Genomic DNA, 16,973 nt, shown 5'->3' on the forward strand with positions numbered 1-16,973 from the left:
TAGCTTAACCTCTTTTACGTCGCCAGGCAGGTGCGCTCTGGGGCTTAGGAGGAACCTCCTGAAGCATCATTACGGCACTTGCGAACTCTTTCATCACCCTGCGGTAAACATCGCGCTTAAACGACACGACCTGCCGAACGGGATACCAGTAGCTGACCCAGCGCCAGCCATCAAACTCAGGCGTGCTGCTGGTTTGCATATTGATATCCGCATCGCTGCTCACCAATTGCAGAAGAAACCATTTCTGTTTCTGGCCGATACATACCGGCTTTGTGTCCCAACGCACCAAACGCTTCGGTAACTTGTAACGCAACCAGTTGCGGGTCGAAGCCAGAATGCGAACATCCTTGCGGCTTAAGCCAACTTCTTCGAACAGCTCCCGATACATCGCTTGCTCTGCGGACTCTCCAGGGTTAATCCCGCCTTGGGGAAATTGCCAGGAGTGCTGACCATATCGCCGGGCCCACATGACCTGCCCCTGGCGATTACAAATTACGATACCTACATTCGGGCGGTAGCCATCGTCATCAATCACCGGACTACCCCAAACTAAACCTTATATATAAATGATTGTTTCACACTCCAGTGAGGCGGTAAACCACTCTCTTTCGGGCCTGGAGCCGAATAACATTTGAATAACTCACAATTATCATCGGAGTTATAAACAGATGAACGCCCGGAAGGGCAATTTTATACACTTTTTCTGTGGATAGAGTTGTGAAGAAGTATGGAATTACCGATGGACAACCCAGATCACTCTGAATATTGCAGAGATTAGCGTTTTTTACAACTCTCTATTTTTCATTAGTTTAAATGAGATTATCTGTGAAATGCACAGCATTGTGTGATGCAGGTCACCTGAAAGATCGTTGTGCTGATGAAAGATCGAGCAACGTCGGTTTTATCCACAGATTGTGCCAATAAGTTAGGCACATTTTGTCTGAATTTTCGATTTTCGTCGCGCGTCAAGGCTGTAAATGGAAACAGTAGTGGGGGTTATTCCCAGTTATCCCATTTTTCTGTGGATAACTGGGTGTAAGATCCTGTTTATTGTCAGTGACCAGATTTGGACAACCTGGATAACCGACTGGCAGCGCAGGGGAAAATGCCCATAAAAATACATATAAATCATTAACCTGGCACATGCAAAAAGAAAAAGATAAACTCTCTCAGTGCGGTGGAAAACTGCTGTTCATTTTTTAACCAAAAGGCAATTATCATGCTTCCCCTCGCTCCCCTCTCTTCGCCTCCTGCTACAGAAGCGGTGTTACTACAACAAGCGCAGCGTCTGGCGGGCTATTCGCTGGGTGAACTCGCTGCCCTGGCAGGCCTGCCCATTCCGCCCGATCTTAAGCGCGATAAAGGCTGGACAGGCGTTCTGCTGGAGCTGTGGCTGGGTGCCAGCGCGGGCAGTAAGCCTGAACAGGATTTTGCCGCCTTAGGGGTGGAGCTCAAGACCATCCCCATCGACAGCGCAGGCCGCCCCCTGGAGACGACGTTTGTCTGCGTGGCGCCGCTAACCGGCAATACGGGGATCACATGGGAGAGCAGTCACGTGCGGCATAAGCTGAAACGCGTGCTGTGGATCCCGGTTGAGGGGGATCGCGCGATCCCGCTGGCCGCCCGTCGCGTCGGGGCGCCGTTGATCTGGAGCCCGAACGAAGAAGAGGATCGTCAGCTGCGTCTGGACTGGGAGGAGTTGATGGACATGATCGTCCTGGGTCAGGTTGAGCGCATCACTGCCCGCCACGGCGAGGTGCTCCAGCTACGGCCAAAAGCCGCAAACAGTAAAGCGCTCACCGAGGCCATTGGCGCACGCGGAGAACCGATCCTCACCCTGCCTCGGGGCTTTTATTTGAAAAAAAACTTCACGGGCGCGTTACTGGCACGTCACTTTCTTCTGAATACCTGACTTTTTAGCCAGAATGTTGCTTTTTATCACACATTTCCCTGTTTTTTCAGAATTGACCACTTTCAGAAAAACAACGGCAGAGTTATTACTACACTGATAACTAACACGAGCCAGGCGGAGGTAACAAGAATGAAGAAATGGGCAGTGATAATCTCGGCAGTTGGTTTAGCGTTTGCCGTTTCTGGTTGTAGCAGCGACTACGTCATGGCGACCAAAGATGGTCGTATGATTCTGACCGACGGCAAACCCGAAGTCGACGATGATACCGGGCTGGTCAGCTACCGCGATCAGCAGGGTAACAATATGCAGATTAACCGCGACGAAGTTTCACAGATTATAGAAAGATAATAATAAAGGTCAGCGGCTTGCTGGCCTTTTGATTTTTCCCTTCCCCTCTGTCATGTTTATAGTCCTTTGTCGGGAATTTCCTGACGCAGATAACATGTCAAATAAGGAAGCCGGCTATGCATTATCACCGTATCCCCCATAGCGCTCTTGAGATAAGCCAACTGGGGTTGGGCACGATGACATTTGGTGAACAAAATAGCGAAGCCGATGCCCATGCACAACTCGATTACGCCGTCAGCCAGGGCATTAACCTGATTGATGTCGCGGAAATGTACCCGGTTCCGCCACGTCCTGAAACGCAGGGCTTAACTGAAACCTACGTCGGCAACTGGCTGGCAAAGCGCGGTAATCGCGAAAAGCTGATTGTCGCCTCCAAGGTCAGCGGCCCCTCCCGCAATAACGACAGCGGCATTCGCCCGAATCAGGTCCTCGATCGTAAAAACATCCGCGCCGCGCTGGACGCCAGCCTGACGCGTCTGCAGACCGATTATCTCGATCTCTATCAGGTTCACTGGCCGCAGCGCGCAACAAACTGCTTTGGCAAACTGGGCTACAGCTGGAGCGACAGTGCCCCAGTCGTCACGCTGCTGGAAACCCTGGAAGCGTTAACCGAGTGCCAGCGCGCGGGCAAAATCCGCTACATCGGCGTCTCTAACGAAACGGCGTTCGGCGTGATGCGTTATCTGCACCTGGCGGACAAGCACGACCTGCCGCGTATCGTGACCATTCAGAACCCGTACAGCCTGCTGAACCGCAGCTACGAAGTGGGTCTGGCGGAGGTGAGCCAGTATGAAGGCGTTGAGCTGCTGGCGTACTCCTGCCTGGGCTTTGGTACGCTGACCGGTAAGTATCTTAACGGCGCAAAACCGGCGGGAGCGCGTAATACCCTCTTTAGCCGCTTTACCCGGTACAGCGGCGAGCAGACGCAAAAAGCGGTGGCAGCCTATGTCGATATCGCCAGACGTCACGGGCTCGATCCGGCGCAGATGGCGCTGGCCTTTGTGCGCCGTCAGCCGTTTGTCGCCAGCACCCTGCTGGGCGCGACCACCATGGAGCAGCTGAAAACGAATATCGAAAGCTTCCATCTGGAGTTGAGCGAAGAGGTGTTAGCGGAAATTGAGGCGGTGCATCAGGTATATACCTATCCGGCGCCGTAATAAACGCAAAAAGGCAACGACAGTTGCCTTTTTAGTTTCACAAGTCGGGTAAGGCGAAGCCGCCACCCGACCTGTCGCTCTGGCGGCGCTTCGCTTGCCGGGCCTACAAGGTCAAAGGCGGATTTCGTAGCCGCCGCCACATCATCGCCGACGCTGCCACACCCACAGCGCCGCTATCGCCACCGCAAACAGTCCGCCAAACCCGACGCCAATGCCCACTACAGGCACGCCCACCTTCACCGCAAGCGAGTAAAGACCGAGCATCAGCAGCATGGCGGCGTTTTCGCCGAGATTTTGCACCGCGATGGCATTTCCCGCGCCGACGGTATGCTTCCCGCGCTCCTGGAGCAGCGCGTTCAGCGGCACCACAAAGAAGCCCCCGCAGATCCCCATCAGGAAGAGCAGCGCATAGGAAGGCAACAGCGCATGTTGCAGGGCGAAGATCAGCACCACCAGGCCGATCAGGACCCCGGCAGGCATGCAACGGGCGACGGTTTGCAGCGTCACCAGCTTCGCCGCGGCCCCCGCGCCCAGCACGATCCCCACCGCCACCATGGCGTTGAGATAGGTCGGCGTGGCGTTATCGGTAATGCCCAGCGCCGTCGGCACCCAGAGCACCAGCAGGAAGCGCAGCGTCACCCCTGCACCCCAGAACATGCTGGTGCCCATCAGTGAGAAACGGGTTTCGCCGTTACGCCACAGTACGCGACAGGCGTTAAAGAAGCTGGCGGTCATCGGCGTAAAGCGCCAGGACTGCCCCGGACGCGCCGCCGGCAGTTTCGGGATAAACAGGTTGGCAATCACCGCCCCGCCATACACCACGGCACAGACCCCCAGCGCCGCCAGCACGTGCCAGTCCGCCAGCACGCCGCCGGCTACCGAGCCCAGCAGGATCGCCGCAATGGTGGAGGCCTCCATCAGCCCGTTGGCTTTCACCAGCTTATCGCCGGTGGTGAGTTCCCCGAGAATGCCATATTTAGCCGGGGAGTAGGCTGCCGCTCCGACGCCCACCAGCGTATAGCCCACAAACGGATTGACGCCAAAGCAGATACTCGCCGCCCCCAGCAGTTTCAGGCTGTTGGCAAACATCATCACCCGCCCTTTGGCGAAGCTGTCCGCCACCTGGCCGACAAAAGGGGCAAAAATGATGTAAGCGCCCACAAACACCATCTGCAGGATCGGCTGGCTCCAGTCCGGGTAAAACTGAGCTTTAAGCAGCGCCAGAGTGGCAAACAGCAGCGCGTTATCACCAAAGGCAGAGAGAAACTGGGCGGCGATAACCGCCATCATCCCTTTCGACCAGATGGATGTGTTAGTAGGTACTGACTCACTCATCATGCGGCTCCGCCTGTTCAACCATGCCTTTCAGGGTGACAAAATCCGGTTTACCGCTGCCCAGCACCGGAAGTTGCTTGAGATAACGAATATCACGCGGCACAGCCAGTTCAGGGATGCCATGTTCGCGCGCCTGTTGCAGAAGTCGCTCGCGTTTCAGTTCGCTGTCGGTGGTAAAGAGCACCAGGGCTTCACCTTTACTGGCGTCGGCCTTCACCGCGGTGGCGTGCATTTTGTCAGGGGATACCCCCAGCGCCAGCTGCTCCACCATCTCCAGCGAGACCATTTCACCGGCGATTTTGGCGAAGCGCTTCGCCCGCCCCTGGATCTGCACGTAGCCCTGGTCATCGAAGCGCACGATATCGCCAGTGTCGTACCAGCCGATCTCCACCTCGCCGTTGGCGTTTTCCGCCGTTGGCGCTTCCAGCACGCCCGGATTTTCCACCCGCAGATAGCCGTTCATGATGTTCGGCCCTTTCAGCTGCAGACGTCCGCCCTCTTCAATGCCCGGCACAGCGAGCAGACGGGCATCCATTCCCGGCAGAATGCGTCCTACCGTTCCCGGTTTGGCCGCCATCGGCACGTTAATAGAGACCACCGGCGCGCACTCGGTGACGCCGTAGCCCTCCAGAATGCGCAGACCAAATTTGTCCTGCCACAGCTGGCGGGTGCTCTCCTGCAATTTTTCCGCCCCGGCCACCACGTAGCGCACGCGATGGAAATCATACGGATTGGCAAAACGGGCGTAGTTGCCAAGGAAGGTCGAGGTGCCGAAGATCACCGTACAGTTACGGTCATAGGTCAGCTCCGGCACGATGCGATAGTGCAGCGGGCTCGGGTAGAGGAATACTTCGGCACCGGTCAGCAGCGGCGTAAACAGCCCCACCGTCAGGCCAAAGGAGTGAAACAGCGGCAGCGCCGACATAAAGCGATCCCGGGCGGTAAAGTCGGCGATGGTCTTTATCTGCTCGACGTTAGCCAGCAGGCTTTTGTGGCTGTGAACCACCCCCTTCGGGTTCCCCTCCGAGCCGGAGGTAAAGAGGATCACGGCGGCATCTTCCGGCTGCTGTTTAACCTGCGCCAGGTGCGGCATCAGCAGGTGAGCAAAGATCCACAGCTTGTCGCCGAGGGTGACCTCCGCCTTAAGATCTTCCAGAAAGACCCAGCGTACCTGAGTAAGCTGCTCCGGCAGATGCCAGAGTTTGCCTTTATCAAGAAACGTGCGTGAGGTGAAGACGGTCTTGATCTGCGCGGCGGTGAAAGCGCTGCTGAGCCCTTTCCCCCCTGCGGTGTAGTTGAGCATGGCCGGGACACGGCCACGGGAGACGGCGCCAAAGATCACCGCCGCGCTGATCCCGGCGTTCGGCAGCATCAGGCCAATCTTCTCCCCTTGCTGGCTGTATTTCTCCAGAATACGGCCGACAAACAGCGTCTTGGTCAGCAGCTTGCGATAAGTATCAGGCGCAAAATTGATGTCATCGATGCAGTTTTTCTTCGCGCCATAACGGTACATCGCCGTCAGCAGCGACTCATACAGCGTTTCACGCGGACGCACCGCCATGCGGGCTTCCATCATGATCTGATGCAGCATCTCCCCGGCGATCTTACGTCGGTCGCGGGCGCGGGGCGCATCGGGCATCGGCAAGGTGGTTGGCGGCAGCAGATGCAGGGTAATCCGCGGGAACAGGCGCTGCTTCACCAGTCCTTTCAGGCGGCTAAAAAAGGTCAGCTCCGCGCCTTCAATGCGCACCGGCACTAACGTCGCGCCCGATTTCGCCGCCACAAAGCCCGCGCCGTCATAAATTTTCATCAGCGAGCCGGTGATGGAGATGCGCCCTTCCGGGAAGATCACCACCGGGCGTCCCTGCCCGATCAGACGCACCAGATGTTTGATCATCATCGGTTTGGTGGGATCGAGCGGAACGAACTCAATCACGCTCGACAGCCAGCGCATGTACCACTGCTGGCTGATGGAGGTGTAGACCGCAAAGACCGGGCGCACGGGTAAAAACAGCGCCAGCAGAATGCCGTCAATAAAAGAGACATGGTTGGGGGTAATAATAACGCGTTCAGCGTGCAGAGCCTGGGTGTCGCCAGTCAGACGGACGCGAAAGAGGATACGAAACAGTGTGCGGAAAAACCCAAATAGCATTTCAACTCCCTTTGCTTTTCAATTAGCCGGGTTACGGTAAATTGTGGCAGATTACACGAGAAGTGCGGTGGGAGCGACAACCGGATAGGGACAAAAAAAAACCTGCGCATCTGCGCAGGTTGGTGCAAGAGATGAGTACGCAGTACGTACTAAGAATTCTCACCAATCAATACCTCTGGGATCTTGATTGTGGCTCCGGGCCCTCGACTTCACCAGCGCAAAAAAGCAAGGGAATGAGCCGAAGTGCAACCAGGTGTGAATTTTCTCCCTGGCTGTTACATGTTGAACAACAAGCAAAAAAAACCTGCGTAAGAACGCAGGCTGGTGTAAAGCGTGTCAGTTAACCCGGGGTCAACTTCACCTATCAATACCTCTGGGATCTCAAATGTAGCAACGCGGCCCAAACCCCCGCCAGCAGACAATCGCAACAGCCTGAGGCAAAGTGTAACCAAAGATTCAAATTCACCCTCTTCTGTCACGCTTCGCTGTGTAACGATTACACCGTTTCCGCCGGTGTTTCTCACCTTTGTGAATTGCCTCACCGCCCTGCGCTTGAATACACCTCACTTTTCCGCAACACTATTGAGTGTGTAAACGCTTACCCTAACAAGAAGGTAGAGAATGGCGACAATAAAGGATGTGGCCCGACTGGCGGGTGTTTCCGTCGCCACGGTTTCACGTGTGATCAACAACTCTCCGAAAGCCAGTGAAACCTCCCGCCAGGCGGTGCTGACCGCCATGGAATCCCTGAACTATCACCCCAACGCCAACGCCCGGGCGCTGGCTCAGCAGTCTACCGATACCGTCGGGCTGGTGGTGGGCGATGTCTCCGATCCCTTTTTCGGCGCGATGGTCAAAGCCGTCGAGCAGGTCGCCTACCAGACCGGTAATTTTCTGCTGATCGGCAATGGCTACCACAACGAGCAGAAAGAGCGTCAGGCGATTGAGCAGCTGATCCGCCATCGCTGCGCGGCGCTGGTGGTGCATGCCAAAAAGCTGCCGGATGACGAGTTAGTCCATCTGATGAAGCAGATCCCCGGCATGGTGATTGTGAACCGCATTATTCCCGGCTATGAACAGCGCTGCGTGGCGCTGGACGATCGCTACGGCGCCTGGCTTGCCACCCGCCATCTGATCCAGCAGGGGCATACCCGTATCGGCTATCTCTGCTCCAACCACCCCATTTCGGATGCCGAAGATCGGCTGCAGGGTTATTACGATGCGCTGCGTGAGAATGACCTGCCCTGCAACGATCGCCTGGTCACTTATGGTGAACCTGACGAGCGCGGCGGCGAGCAGGCGATGACCGAGCTGCTGGGACGGGGGCGTAACTTTACGGCGATCGCCTGTTACAACGACTCGATGGCCGCCGGGGCGATGGGGGTGCTGAACGATAACGGCATTGACGTGCCGGGGGATATTTCGCTGATTGGCTTCGATGACATTCTCATCTCCCGCTATGTGCGCCCGCGCCTGACCACGGTGCGCTATCCTATCGTCACCATGGCGACCCAGGCGGCGGAGCTGGCGCTGTCACTGGCGGATAAACGCCAGCCGCCGGAGATCACCCACCTATTCAGCCCGACGCTGGTGCGCCGTCACTCCGTTGTGCCGCCGGCAGAGTCCGCCAGCGAATAGCGGTAGAGATGAACGGTTTTGTCCGGGTACTCCAGACCGTCACCGATGTAATGCCAGCCGTAGCGCTCATAAAAATCGCGGCAGGCAGACCAGAGATGCAGTTCGCTAAAGCCGCTCTCTGCGGCGTAGCGCTGAACGTGCCGCTGTAACTTCCCCGCCAGCCCCTGTCCGCGCGCCGCGTCGTCCACATACAGCGCTGCCAGCCAGGGATGGAGATCCTGGCGGGTAATCAGATCGCAGCGCCAAAGTCCCACCGTGCCGAGCAGGCGTTTCCCTTCGGTAGCAATAAAGGTGAGCGGCAGCGCGCCGGGGGTCTGGCTATAGGTCACGACGCTGGCAAAAAAGTCACGCGACAGTCCATCACCAAAAGCCTGCCACAGCCAGTCAATCACCTGCTCCGCGTGATGCGGAGCCGCGTACAGCGGTTGAATAATCACATCAGTTTCCCCTGGAAAAGGGGTACCGACTCAAACAGGTAGCCGTCAAAGTCAGGGGCGTCCTCGTCGGAGAGCTCCAGCAGGCTCTTTTTGACATTTTCCAGATGCTGCCACATCGCCTGCCAGGCACCCATCACGTCACGACGGCGCAGGGCGGCGAGGATGGTTTGTCTGTCGCCCAGCCACTTCAGGCGATATGCCCGGCTGGCGATATGGGCGTTGAACTGCTGCCAGAGCGGGCTGCTGTCCATGTGGTGCCAGACGCTCTCTACGGTCGCCAGCAGCATCTGGTTCTGCGTGGCCCCCGCCAGCACCAGGTGGAACATCTTACTGTTGTCCTGGCTGTTGTCGTTGGCGGCAATCGCCCGCTGCTCCTGCTCGATAATGCGACGCAGGTTGTCGATATCTGCCCGGGTCGCCATCTTCGCAGCAAAGGCGGCAATGTTACTTTCAAGCAGCTGGCGCGCCTGCAAAATCTCGAACGGGCCAACGTCGCTGTGAAAGAAGCGCTCTTCCTCGTTCTCATGCTCTTCAGGAATGCGCATCACGTAGACGCCGGAACCCTGGCGAATATCCACGGTGCCCTGTAGCTCCAGCATCAGCAGCGCCTCACGCACGATGGTACGGCTGACGCCGTAGGTTTCCGCAATGTTGCGCTCCGGCGGCAGACGTGAGCCCACGGGATAGTGCCCCTGGACGATCTGGGCGCGTAAATCCTCGCCAATCTCCTGGTACTGCTTCTTTTCCGCCGGGACGACAGCCTTATCCACGTTATCACCTGTACTGAGAGTTAATGCGCGGGCCGGGCAGCTTCCCGGCCAGTTTGTGCCCTATGTTACCAGAAGCGTCGCACTCTTCGCCTACTTCCATTCATCATCAATGGTCAGGGTCAGCACGCGCTTATCGCGCAGTTGCCGGAACCAGCTGGCCGATTTTTTGGGGCGTCGGGCGCGGTTGTCCGCCAGATCGATCTCAATCAGGCCGTAGCGGTTCTTAAAGGCGTTCATCGGCGAGACGTTATCGGTAAAGGCCCACAGCATGTAACCGTGGCAGTTGGCCCCCTCCTCCCGCGCCAGCAGCGTGTAATAGAGGTGTTCGCTGATAAAGTTGATGCGGTAGTTGTCCTCGATGATGCCATCGCGGTTACGGTACTGGCCTTCGTTTTCCACCCCCATCCCGCTTTCGGCCACGAACCAGTCGATATTGCGGTAGTCGTTTTTGATGCGCATCGCCATGTCGTAGATGATGCGCGGGGCGATCTCCCAGCCGCGGGAGGGGTTCATCCTTCGCCCCGGCAGGTCAAACGGCTCGTAGTAGTATGCCGGATGGAACGGCGTCTCGGGATGCCAGGCCCGGGACGGCGCCTTCACCCGGTGCGGGTAATAGAGGTTGATCCCCAGCTCATCGACGGTGTTTTCCGCAATCAGGGCCAGTTCGTCATCGTTGTACTCCCACCGCACCTGATGTTTTTCCAGCAGGGTCAACAGTTCCTGGGGATAACGCCCATGCACCAGCGGATCGAGGAACACCCGGTTGTAGAACAGATCGTAGATCTCCGCAGCCTTTATGTCGTGGGCGGCCCGGGAGCGAGGATAAGTGACTTCCGGATTGAGAATGCAGCCTACGCTGCCGCTGTAGCCCTTCTCGCGGAACAGCTTCACCACCTTCGCCGTCGCCAGCACTTTGTGGTGGTTCCACTGCATCCAGGTATGGGTGTTCTGCTCATAGGGCCAGCGCAGGGCGTCGAGGTATACCCGGGTCTGCACCACAATCGGCTCGTTGAAGGTAAACCAGCGCTTCACCACGTGGTGATAGCGGGCAAAGACCTGTTCAGCATAGCGGGTGAACAGCTCGACCACATGCTTCGACGCCCAGCCGCCGTAGGTTTCCAGCAATGTGCCCGGCAGCTCGTAGTGCTCGAAGCAGATCATCGGCTCAATGCCCTGCCGGTGCATCTCGGCAAACAGGGCATCGTAATACGCAGCGTACTCCTCATCAACGGTGGCGTTTTCGTAGTCGGTAAGAAAACGCGACCAGTTGATGGAGGTGCGGTAGTGGGTCAGCCCCGCCTGCTTCATCAGCGCCACATCTTCACGGAAGCGGTTGATAAAGTCAGTCGCCACCGCCGGGCCGTAGCCGTTGTGCCACACCTGACGATCGTTTTTGTACCAGAGATCGATCCAGGAATCCTGCCCGGCTTTTTTGCCGCTCCAGCCCTCGGTTTGCCAGGCGGAGGCCGCGGCCCCAAGGATAAACCCCTCGGGGATAGCCATCTGTTTAATGCTCATGCGTTATTCGTCGCCTCCTGGTTCGCGGCCTGCATCGCGGCCTGCTCTGCCCGGCGGGAGGCGATCTTCACAAACGGCAGATAGATCAGTACGGCGGTGATAATGCAGACCAGCTGGGTTACGACCGCGCCCATCGACCCGGCGGTAGAGAGCCAGGCGTTGATCAGCGGCGGCGTGGTCCAGGGCACCATCACCACCGCTTTGCCGGCAAAGCCGGTGACGGTGGCGAAGTAGCCGATGGTGCCGTTCACCAGCGGGGTGATGATGAACGGGATCGCCAGAATCGGGTTGAGCATGATTGGCATACCGAAGATCACCGGCTCGTTGATGTTAAAGATCCCCGGGCCGATGGAGAGCTTGGCGATCTCCTTCATCTCTTTGCGTTTGGTGCCGATCATCACCGCGACGAGCAGGCCGATGGTCAGACCCGAGCCGCCGATGCTCATATAGACATCCCAGAACGGCATGGTGATGATGTTCGGGATCTCTTTGCCCTGCTCAAAAGCGCTCATGTTGACGGTGATCGCCCCCAGCAGCAGCGGCTCGCGGATCGGTTTGATCATCTGGTTGCCGTGGATCCCTATCACCCAGAAGAGCTGGGCCACGAACATTAGCAGCAGGATCCCCGGCAGGCTTTGCACTACCCGCTCAAGCGGCTGCTGCACCACCTGGTATACCGCATCGTAGAGATACATGCCGGTGAGCTGATGGAAGACAAAGCCGAAGGTGGCAATGGTAGTGGTGGTGATGATCGCTGGGATCAGGGCCGAGAACGAGGCCGAGACGTTTGGCGGCACGGTGTCCGGCATTCTGATTTTCAATCCCGGACGCCCCTCCAGCCAGCAGTAGATCTCTACCGACAGGATGGCGATAAACATGCCGAGGAAGAGGCTGCGGGTATCCGAGAACTGGCGCAGGAGCACATCTTTAACCATGTGCATTTCGCCATCGACCATCATCTCAACGGTGGTCGGGGTGACGCAGATAAAGCAGATCACCGCCAGCAGCCCCGGGAACAGCGACTTAATGCCGTTGATGCGCCCCAGCTCAATGCCGATCAGGAACACGGCCCCAATATTGAGGAAGTTGAGCGTGGCGTAGTTCAGGGCGCTGGTGATCGGTTTCAGCGTGGCGAGAAACGAAAGCGACTCAAAGCTGGCTAAGCCGTTTTTCGGATCCAGCACCATGTTGGAGATCAGCACCGAAAATGCGCCAACAATGATGACCGGCATTAAGGTGATGAAGGCGGACTTTATCGCCATGATATAGCGATAACTGTTAAACTTTGTGGCGAAACTGCCCAGAGAGTTGATCAGTTTTTCCTGTAATGCCATAGGGTAGTACCTCAGTAAAAGGGCCTTTATTGGGATTTAGGTGTTCAGCCGGCTTCTATTGGCATACCAAAAATAGCTTCTGGTAAAGATTTGTTCTGTGATTAAGCTCCCAACGCGATAAGAGGTATCCCGGAGTATGATTTATCATCACTTTGGTATGCCACTTGTCGTTACTCCCTCATCTGTTGCCGGAAAGCGTGATCGTGATGGGGGTTTCACCCTCCCGCCCGGCTTATGCCTCTGAACGTCTGTGATAAACTTCCGTGCATAACGTGGAAGCAGGAATATCGAATGGCAACAATGCTGGATGTCTCACTGCGTGCGGGCGTGTCGAAAGCCACCGTATCGCGCGTACTGAACGGCACAGGTCAGGTAAAAGAGAGCACCCGTCAGCAGGTGTTTAACGCGATGGAAGAGCTGGGCTATCGCCCCAATTTCCTGGCGCGATCGCTGGCGAACCGGACCAGCAACAGCATTGGTCTGGTGGTCTCAACCTTTGACGGTTTTTACTTTGGTCGCCTGCTGCAGCAGGCCTCAAGACAGACCGAAACGCACGGCAAGCAGCTGATTGTCACCGACGGTCACGACACCCCGGAGCGGGAAGAGGAAGCGGTGCAGATGCTGGCCGATCGCCAGTGCGATGCCATCGTGCTCTACACCCGCTACATGAGCGAAAAAGCGATCATGAAGCTCATCAACAGCGTGCAGATGCCGCTTATCGTGATCAACCGTGACGTCAGCCAGGCGCGGGAGCGCTGCGTCTTCTTCGAGCAGCAGGAGGCGGCCTTCAACGCGGTGGAGTACCTGATAAGCCAGGGGCACCGGGAGATCGCCTGCATAACCGTGCCGATCCACACCCCTACCGGCAAGGCGCGGCTGACGGGCTATCGCAAGGCGCTGGAGAAGCACGGCATTCCCTGGGATGAGAACCGGGTGAAGTATGGCGATTCGGGAATGACGCGCGGATACGAGCTGTGTCAGGAGCTGCTGAACGAGAAGGTGACGTTCAGCGCCCTGTTTGCCTGTAACGACGATATGGCGCTGGGCTCGTCGAAGGCGCTGCACCAGGCCGGGCTGCGCATTCCACAGGATGTGTCGTTGTTCGGCTTCGATGACGCACCCTGTGCGAAGTGGCTGGAGCCGGGGCTCTCTACCGTCTATCTGCCCATCGACAACATGATCACCACCGCTATCGATCAGGCCATCCGGCTGGTCAAAAACGAGCCTATCGAAGCGATCCCGCCCTTCACCGGCACGCTGGTGTTACGCGATTCGGTGGCGACGGGACCCTGGTGCGATCAGAACAGTTCGAGGGCGAGCAGTTCCTGAATGGTCTGGCGGCGGCGGATCAGCCGCGCCGCGCCCTTATCGAACAGCACTTCCGGCAGCAGCGGACGGCTGTTGTAGTTAGATGACATAGACGCGCCGTATGCGCCGGTATCGTGCAGCACCAGATAATCCCCCGGTACAACCGGCGGCAGCGCGCGGGTTTCCACTTTTCCGCCCTCCAGCTGGGTAAACACATCCCCGGATTCGCACAGCGGCCCGGCCACCACCGTCTCCACGAGATCGGCCTGAGATAAGTCGCGGCCATCGGCAGCCAGCGCCGAAATGTGGTGGTAGCTGCCGTACATGGCCGGGCGCATCAGATCGTTGAAGCCTGCATCGATCAGCACGAAATGGCGGCTGCCCATCGCCTTCACGCTGCGCACCTGCGACACCAGAACGCCCGATTCGGCGACGAGGAAACGCCCCGGCTCGATCTCCAGCTTCACCGGGTGGCCGAGATGGGCGGCGATTTTGTCGCGGGCGCCATTCCAGAGGCCGTAGTAGTGATCGGTATCGATCGCCTCTTCCCCTTCACGATAGGGGATCGACAGCCCGCCGCCCGCGGAGATCGCCTCCAGATCCTGACCAAACTCAATCACCTGGCGCACCATGGCGCCGCACACCTGCTCAAGGTGACCGTAATCCACGCCGGAGCCGATATGCATATGAATGCCCACCAGCTTCAGGTTATAGCGTTGCAGTACGGTCAGTGCCACAGGGAGATCGCTGTACCAGATGCCATGTTTGCTGTTTTCGCCGCCGGTATTGGTCTTCTGGCTGTGGCCGTGACCAAAGCCCGGGTTCACCCGCAGCCAGACGCGATGGCCCGGCGACACCTGACCGAGCTGTTCCAGCATGTCCACAGAACCGGCGTTGACCGGGATCTGCAGCTCATGCACCCGCGCCAGGGTGGCGCTGTCAATCAGGTCAGCGGTAAAGACAATCGCATCGCTATCGATCTGTGGATCGTATCCCGCCGCCAGCGCACGCTCGATTTCACCCAGCGACACGGAGTCAACCTTGACGCCCTGCTCGCGCATCAGGCGCAGAATATGGATGTTGGAGCAGGCTTTCTGGGCAAAGCGCACCACGTCGAACTGATACAGGGCGGCAATTTTGTCGCGGATGATCTGCGCGTCGTACACCCAGACAGGGCAGCCAAACTCGGCAGGCAGGCGCAGCAAATTGTCGGCATTGAGATCGGTATCGGTGTTGTTCAGCGGGCGTGGCATGGTGCTCTCCGGGAATACGTTTTTTATGATTACGCCACAGCGCGAAGAGAATAAAAAATATCGTTTTATCGCCACTCTATGCAAAAATGATATGGATTATGTTCAACCAGGTTGCTGCCATGCCCGCTGTAAATTTACGCCATATTGAGATTTTCCACGCGGTGATGACCGCCGGGAACCTGACCGAAGCCGCACGCCTGCTGCACACCTCGCAGCCGACGGTGAGCCGCGAGCTGGCGCGCTTCGAGAAGGTGATCGGCCTGACGTTGTTCGAGCGCACCCGCGGGCGGCTGCACCCTACGGTGCAGGGGCTGCGGCTCTTCGAAGAGGTGCAGCGCTCCTGGTACGGGCTGGACCGCATCGTCAGCGCCGCCGACAGCCTTCGAGAGTTTCGCCAGGGCGAGCTCTCCGTCGTCTGCCTGCCGGTCTTCTCCCAGTCGTTTTTACCCGCCCTGCTACAGCCGTTTCTTGCCCGCTACCCGGACGTGAACCTGACCATCGTGCCCCAGGAGTCGCCCCTGCTGGAGGAGTGGCTCTCGGCCCAGCGTCACGATCTCGGCCTGACCGAAACCCTGGCGACCCCAGCGGGTACCGCGCGTCACGAGCTGCTGTCCTTAGATGAGGTATGCGTCCTGCCCGCCAGCCATCCCCTCGCCGCAAAAGCGGTGCTGACGCCGGGTGATTTTCAGGGCGAGAACTACATCAGCCTCTCGCGCACCGACAGTTATCGCCAGCTACTGGACCAGCTTTTTGCCGAACATCAGGTGAAGCGACGCATGGTGGTGGAGACGCACAGCGCGGCCTCCATCTGTGCGATGGTGCGCGCAGGGGTGGGGATTTCGGTGGTCAATCCGCTGACGGCGCTGGATTATGCCGACAGCGGGATTGTTATTCGCCGCTTCAGTATCTCGGTGCCGTTTACGGTGAGCCTGATCCGCCCGCTGCACCGCCCGGCCTCGGCGCTGGTGGACGCTTTCAGCGCGCATCTGCAACAGGGGCTGGCGGCGATCACCGACCCGCTGGAACAGCTTTTAGCCTCGCCCGTTACGAAAGGATAAATTCCACCGCATCGGCGGCGTGGATCGCGGCGGTATCGAACACCGGGATCGGGCTTTCATCCGCCGGGATCAGCAGGCCAATCTCGGTGCAGCCAAAGATCACCCCCTGCGCCCCTCGATCGGCGAGCTTGCGGATCACGCTGAGGTAGTAGTGGCGTGACGTCTCGCTAAAGGTGCCGAGACACAGCTCTTCAAAGATGATCTGATTGATCCAGGCCCGGTCCGCCTCGTCCGGGATCAGGCTCTCGATGCCGTACTGCGCCGCCAGCCGCCCGCGGTAAAAATCCTGCTCCATGGTATAGCGCGTACCCAGCAGCGCCACGCGGTTCATGCCCGCCGCGGTAATCGCCCGCCCGGTGGCATCGGCGATATGCAGGAACGGCAGGGAACAGCGGGTTTCAATCTGCTCAGCGACTTTGTGCATGGTGTCGGTGCAGAGCAAAATGGCCTGCGCCCCGGCACCCTGCAAGCCCAGTGCTGCCTCCGCCAGGATCTCTCCCGCCTTTCCCCAGTCGCCGCTGGACTGGCAGGCTTCGATTTCATGAAAATCGACGCTGTGCAGCAGCAGGCTGGCCGAGTGTAATCCCCCGAGGCGCTGTTTTACCCCTTCGTTGATCAGACGATAATAGGGAATGGTGGACTCCCAGCTCATTCCTCCCAACAGGCCAATCGTTTTCATCTTGCTCTCCTTTCCGGTTTCATCCAGTGAAGCAAACTTGTGATCGAGTTTCCAGTTCTCTGGTTCAACATTTC

General features: G+C 58.0%; 15 protein-coding genes. 6 read left to right on the top strand and 9 right to left on the bottom strand.

Annotation, left to right across the window (positions count from 1 at the left end; translation table 11 throughout):
• Positions 1-4 precede the first annotated feature (4 nt).
• Positions 5-535 (bottom strand): RNA pyrophosphohydrolase, encoded by a 531-nt coding sequence (gene rppH, locus C3406_RS06030; protein WP_103180968.1) that lies wholly within the window; start codon positions 533-535, stop codon positions 5-7.
• 684 nt (positions 536-1,219) lie between these two features.
• Here rppH and mutH point away from each other — a divergent pair.
• The 3 genes from mutH to C3406_RS06045 all read left to right on the top strand — a co-directional run bounded on the left by mutH (position 1,220) and on the right by C3406_RS06045 (position 3,417).
• Entirely contained in the window at positions 1,220-1,912 is a 693-nt protein-coding gene (mutH, locus tag C3406_RS06035) for a DNA mismatch repair endonuclease MutH (RefSeq protein ID WP_103822739.1), read from the top strand.
• A 129-nt stretch (positions 1,913-2,041) separates the two neighbouring features.
• Entirely contained in the window at positions 2,042-2,260 is a 219-nt protein-coding gene (locus C3406_RS06040; RefSeq protein ID WP_039029896.1) for a YgdI/YgdR family lipoprotein, read from the top strand.
• Positions 2,261-2,376: 116 nt separating this feature from the next.
• The gene (locus C3406_RS06045) at positions 2,377-3,417 is read left to right on the top strand and encodes an NADP(H)-dependent aldo-keto reductase (RefSeq protein WP_103180970.1); all 1,041 of its coding nucleotides are present in this window, start codon (positions 2,377-2,379) and stop codon (positions 3,415-3,417) included.
• Between the two features lie 141 nt (positions 3,418-3,558).
• On the opposite strand, the gene lplT is transcribed toward C3406_RS06045, so the two are convergent.
• The gene (gene lplT / locus C3406_RS06050; protein WP_103822957.1) at positions 3,559-4,752 is read right to left on the bottom strand and encodes a lysophospholipid transporter LplT; all 1,194 of its coding nucleotides are present in this window, start codon (positions 4,750-4,752) and stop codon (positions 3,559-3,561) included.
• Positions 4,745-6,904, bottom strand: coding sequence for a bifunctional acyl-ACP--phospholipid O-acyltransferase/long-chain-fatty-acid--ACP ligase (gene aas / locus C3406_RS06055; protein WP_103822740.1), 2,160 nt, complete (start codon positions 6,902-6,904; stop codon positions 4,745-4,747). The genes lplT and aas overlap by 8 nt, the downstream gene beginning before the upstream one ends.
• Positions 6,905-7,525: 621 nt before the next feature.
• Between aas and galR the strand changes: the two genes are divergently transcribed.
• Positions 7,526-8,542, top strand: coding sequence for an HTH-type transcriptional regulator GalR (gene galR / locus C3406_RS06065; RefSeq protein WP_103822741.1), 1,017 nt, complete (start codon positions 7,526-7,528; stop codon positions 8,540-8,542).
• On the opposite strand, the gene C3406_RS06070 is transcribed toward galR, so the two are convergent.
• The 4 genes from C3406_RS06070 to C3406_RS06085 form a co-directional block, all read right to left on the bottom strand.
• A complete protein-coding gene (locus tag C3406_RS06070; protein WP_103822742.1) occupies positions 8,503-8,979 on the bottom strand; it encodes a GNAT family N-acetyltransferase in 477 nt (158 codons plus the stop codon). The genes galR and C3406_RS06070 overlap by 40 nt on opposite strands.
• Positions 8,976-9,749, bottom strand: coding sequence for a GntR family transcriptional regulator (locus C3406_RS06075; protein ID WP_103822743.1), 774 nt, complete (start codon positions 9,747-9,749; stop codon positions 8,976-8,978). Before C3406_RS06075 ends, C3406_RS06070 begins: the two co-directional genes overlap by 4 nt.
• A gap of 90 nt (positions 9,750-9,839) precedes the next feature.
• On the bottom strand, positions 9,840-11,267 hold the full coding sequence (locus tag C3406_RS06080) for a glycoside hydrolase family 1 protein (protein ID WP_103822744.1): 1,428 nt from the start codon (positions 11,265-11,267) through the stop codon (positions 9,840-9,842).
• Positions 11,264-12,601 carry a PTS sugar transporter subunit IIC gene (locus C3406_RS06085; protein WP_103822745.1) on the bottom strand — a complete coding sequence of 446 codons (1,338 nt, stop codon included), beginning with the start codon at positions 12,599-12,601 and terminating at the stop codon, positions 11,264-11,266. Before C3406_RS06085 ends, C3406_RS06080 begins: the two co-directional genes overlap by 4 nt.
• Positions 12,602-12,892: 291 nt before the next feature.
• On the opposite strand from C3406_RS06085, the gene C3406_RS06090 reads away from it, so the two are divergent.
• On the top strand, positions 12,893-13,930 hold the full coding sequence (locus C3406_RS06090) for a LacI family DNA-binding transcriptional regulator (RefSeq protein WP_103822746.1): 1,038 nt from the start codon (positions 12,893-12,895) through the stop codon (positions 13,928-13,930).
• Here C3406_RS06090 and lysA read toward each other — a convergent pair.
• Positions 13,900-15,162 carry a diaminopimelate decarboxylase gene (gene lysA / locus C3406_RS06095; protein WP_103822747.1) on the bottom strand — a complete coding sequence of 421 codons (1,263 nt, stop codon included), beginning with the start codon at positions 15,160-15,162 and terminating at the stop codon, positions 13,900-13,902. The two genes, C3406_RS06090 and lysA, sit on opposite strands and share 31 nt — an antisense overlap.
• A gap of 119 nt (positions 15,163-15,281) precedes the next feature.
• On the opposite strand from lysA, the gene C3406_RS06100 reads away from it, so the two are divergent.
• Positions 15,282-16,220 carry a LysR family transcriptional regulator gene (locus C3406_RS06100; RefSeq protein WP_103822958.1) on the top strand — a complete coding sequence of 313 codons (939 nt, stop codon included), beginning with the start codon at positions 15,282-15,284 and terminating at the stop codon, positions 16,218-16,220.
• Here C3406_RS06100 and C3406_RS06105 read toward each other — a convergent pair.
• Entirely contained in the window at positions 16,207-16,899 is a 693-nt protein-coding gene (locus C3406_RS06105; RefSeq protein ID WP_103822748.1) for an aspartate/glutamate racemase, read from the bottom strand. The two genes, C3406_RS06100 and C3406_RS06105, sit on opposite strands and share 14 nt — an antisense overlap.
• Positions 16,900-16,973 lie beyond the last annotated feature (74 nt).

Source organism: Leclercia sp. LSNIH8 (assembly GCF_002920195.1).
Taxonomy (GTDB): domain Bacteria; phylum Pseudomonadota; class Gammaproteobacteria; order Enterobacterales; family Enterobacteriaceae; genus Enterobacter.

What these genes read in the sequence shown, in the direction of transcription:
- mutH (WP_103822739.1), top strand. Translation starts at nt 1,220, where the DNA reads ATGCTTCCCCTCGCTCCCCTCTCTTCGCCTCCTGCTACAGAAGCGGTG.
- C3406_RS06040 (WP_039029896.1), top strand. Translation starts at nt 2,042, where the DNA reads ATGAAGAAATGGGCAGTGATAATCTCGGCAGTTGGTTTAGCGTTTGCC.
- C3406_RS06045 (WP_103180970.1), top strand. Translation starts at nt 2,377, where the DNA reads ATGCATTATCACCGTATCCCCCATAGCGCTCTTGAGATAAGCCAACTG.
- lplT (WP_103822957.1), bottom strand. Translation starts at nt 4,752, where the DNA reads ATGAGTGAGTCAGTACCTACTAACACATCCATCTGGTCGAAAGGGATG.
- aas (WP_103822740.1), bottom strand. Translation starts at nt 6,904, where the DNA reads ATGCTATTTGGGTTTTTCCGCACACTGTTTCGTATCCTCTTTCGCGTC.
- galR (WP_103822741.1), top strand. Translation starts at nt 7,526, where the DNA reads ATGGCGACAATAAAGGATGTGGCCCGACTGGCGGGTGTTTCCGTCGCC.
- C3406_RS06080 (WP_103822744.1), bottom strand. Translation starts at nt 11,267, where the DNA reads ATGAGCATTAAACAGATGGCTATCCCCGAGGGGTTTATCCTTGGGGCC.
- C3406_RS06085 (WP_103822745.1), bottom strand. Translation starts at nt 12,601, where the DNA reads ATGGCATTACAGGAAAAACTGATCAACTCTCTGGGCAGTTTCGCCACA.
- C3406_RS06090 (WP_103822746.1), top strand. Translation starts at nt 12,893, where the DNA reads ATGGCAACAATGCTGGATGTCTCACTGCGTGCGGGCGTGTCGAAAGCC.
- lysA (WP_103822747.1), bottom strand. Translation starts at nt 15,162, where the DNA reads ATGCCACGCCCGCTGAACAACACCGATACCGATCTCAATGCCGACAAT.
- C3406_RS06100 (WP_103822958.1), top strand. Translation starts at nt 15,282, where the DNA reads ATGCCCGCTGTAAATTTACGCCATATTGAGATTTTCCACGCGGTGATG.
- C3406_RS06105 (WP_103822748.1), bottom strand. Translation starts at nt 16,899, where the DNA reads ATGAAAACGATTGGCCTGTTGGGAGGAATGAGCTGGGAGTCCACCATT.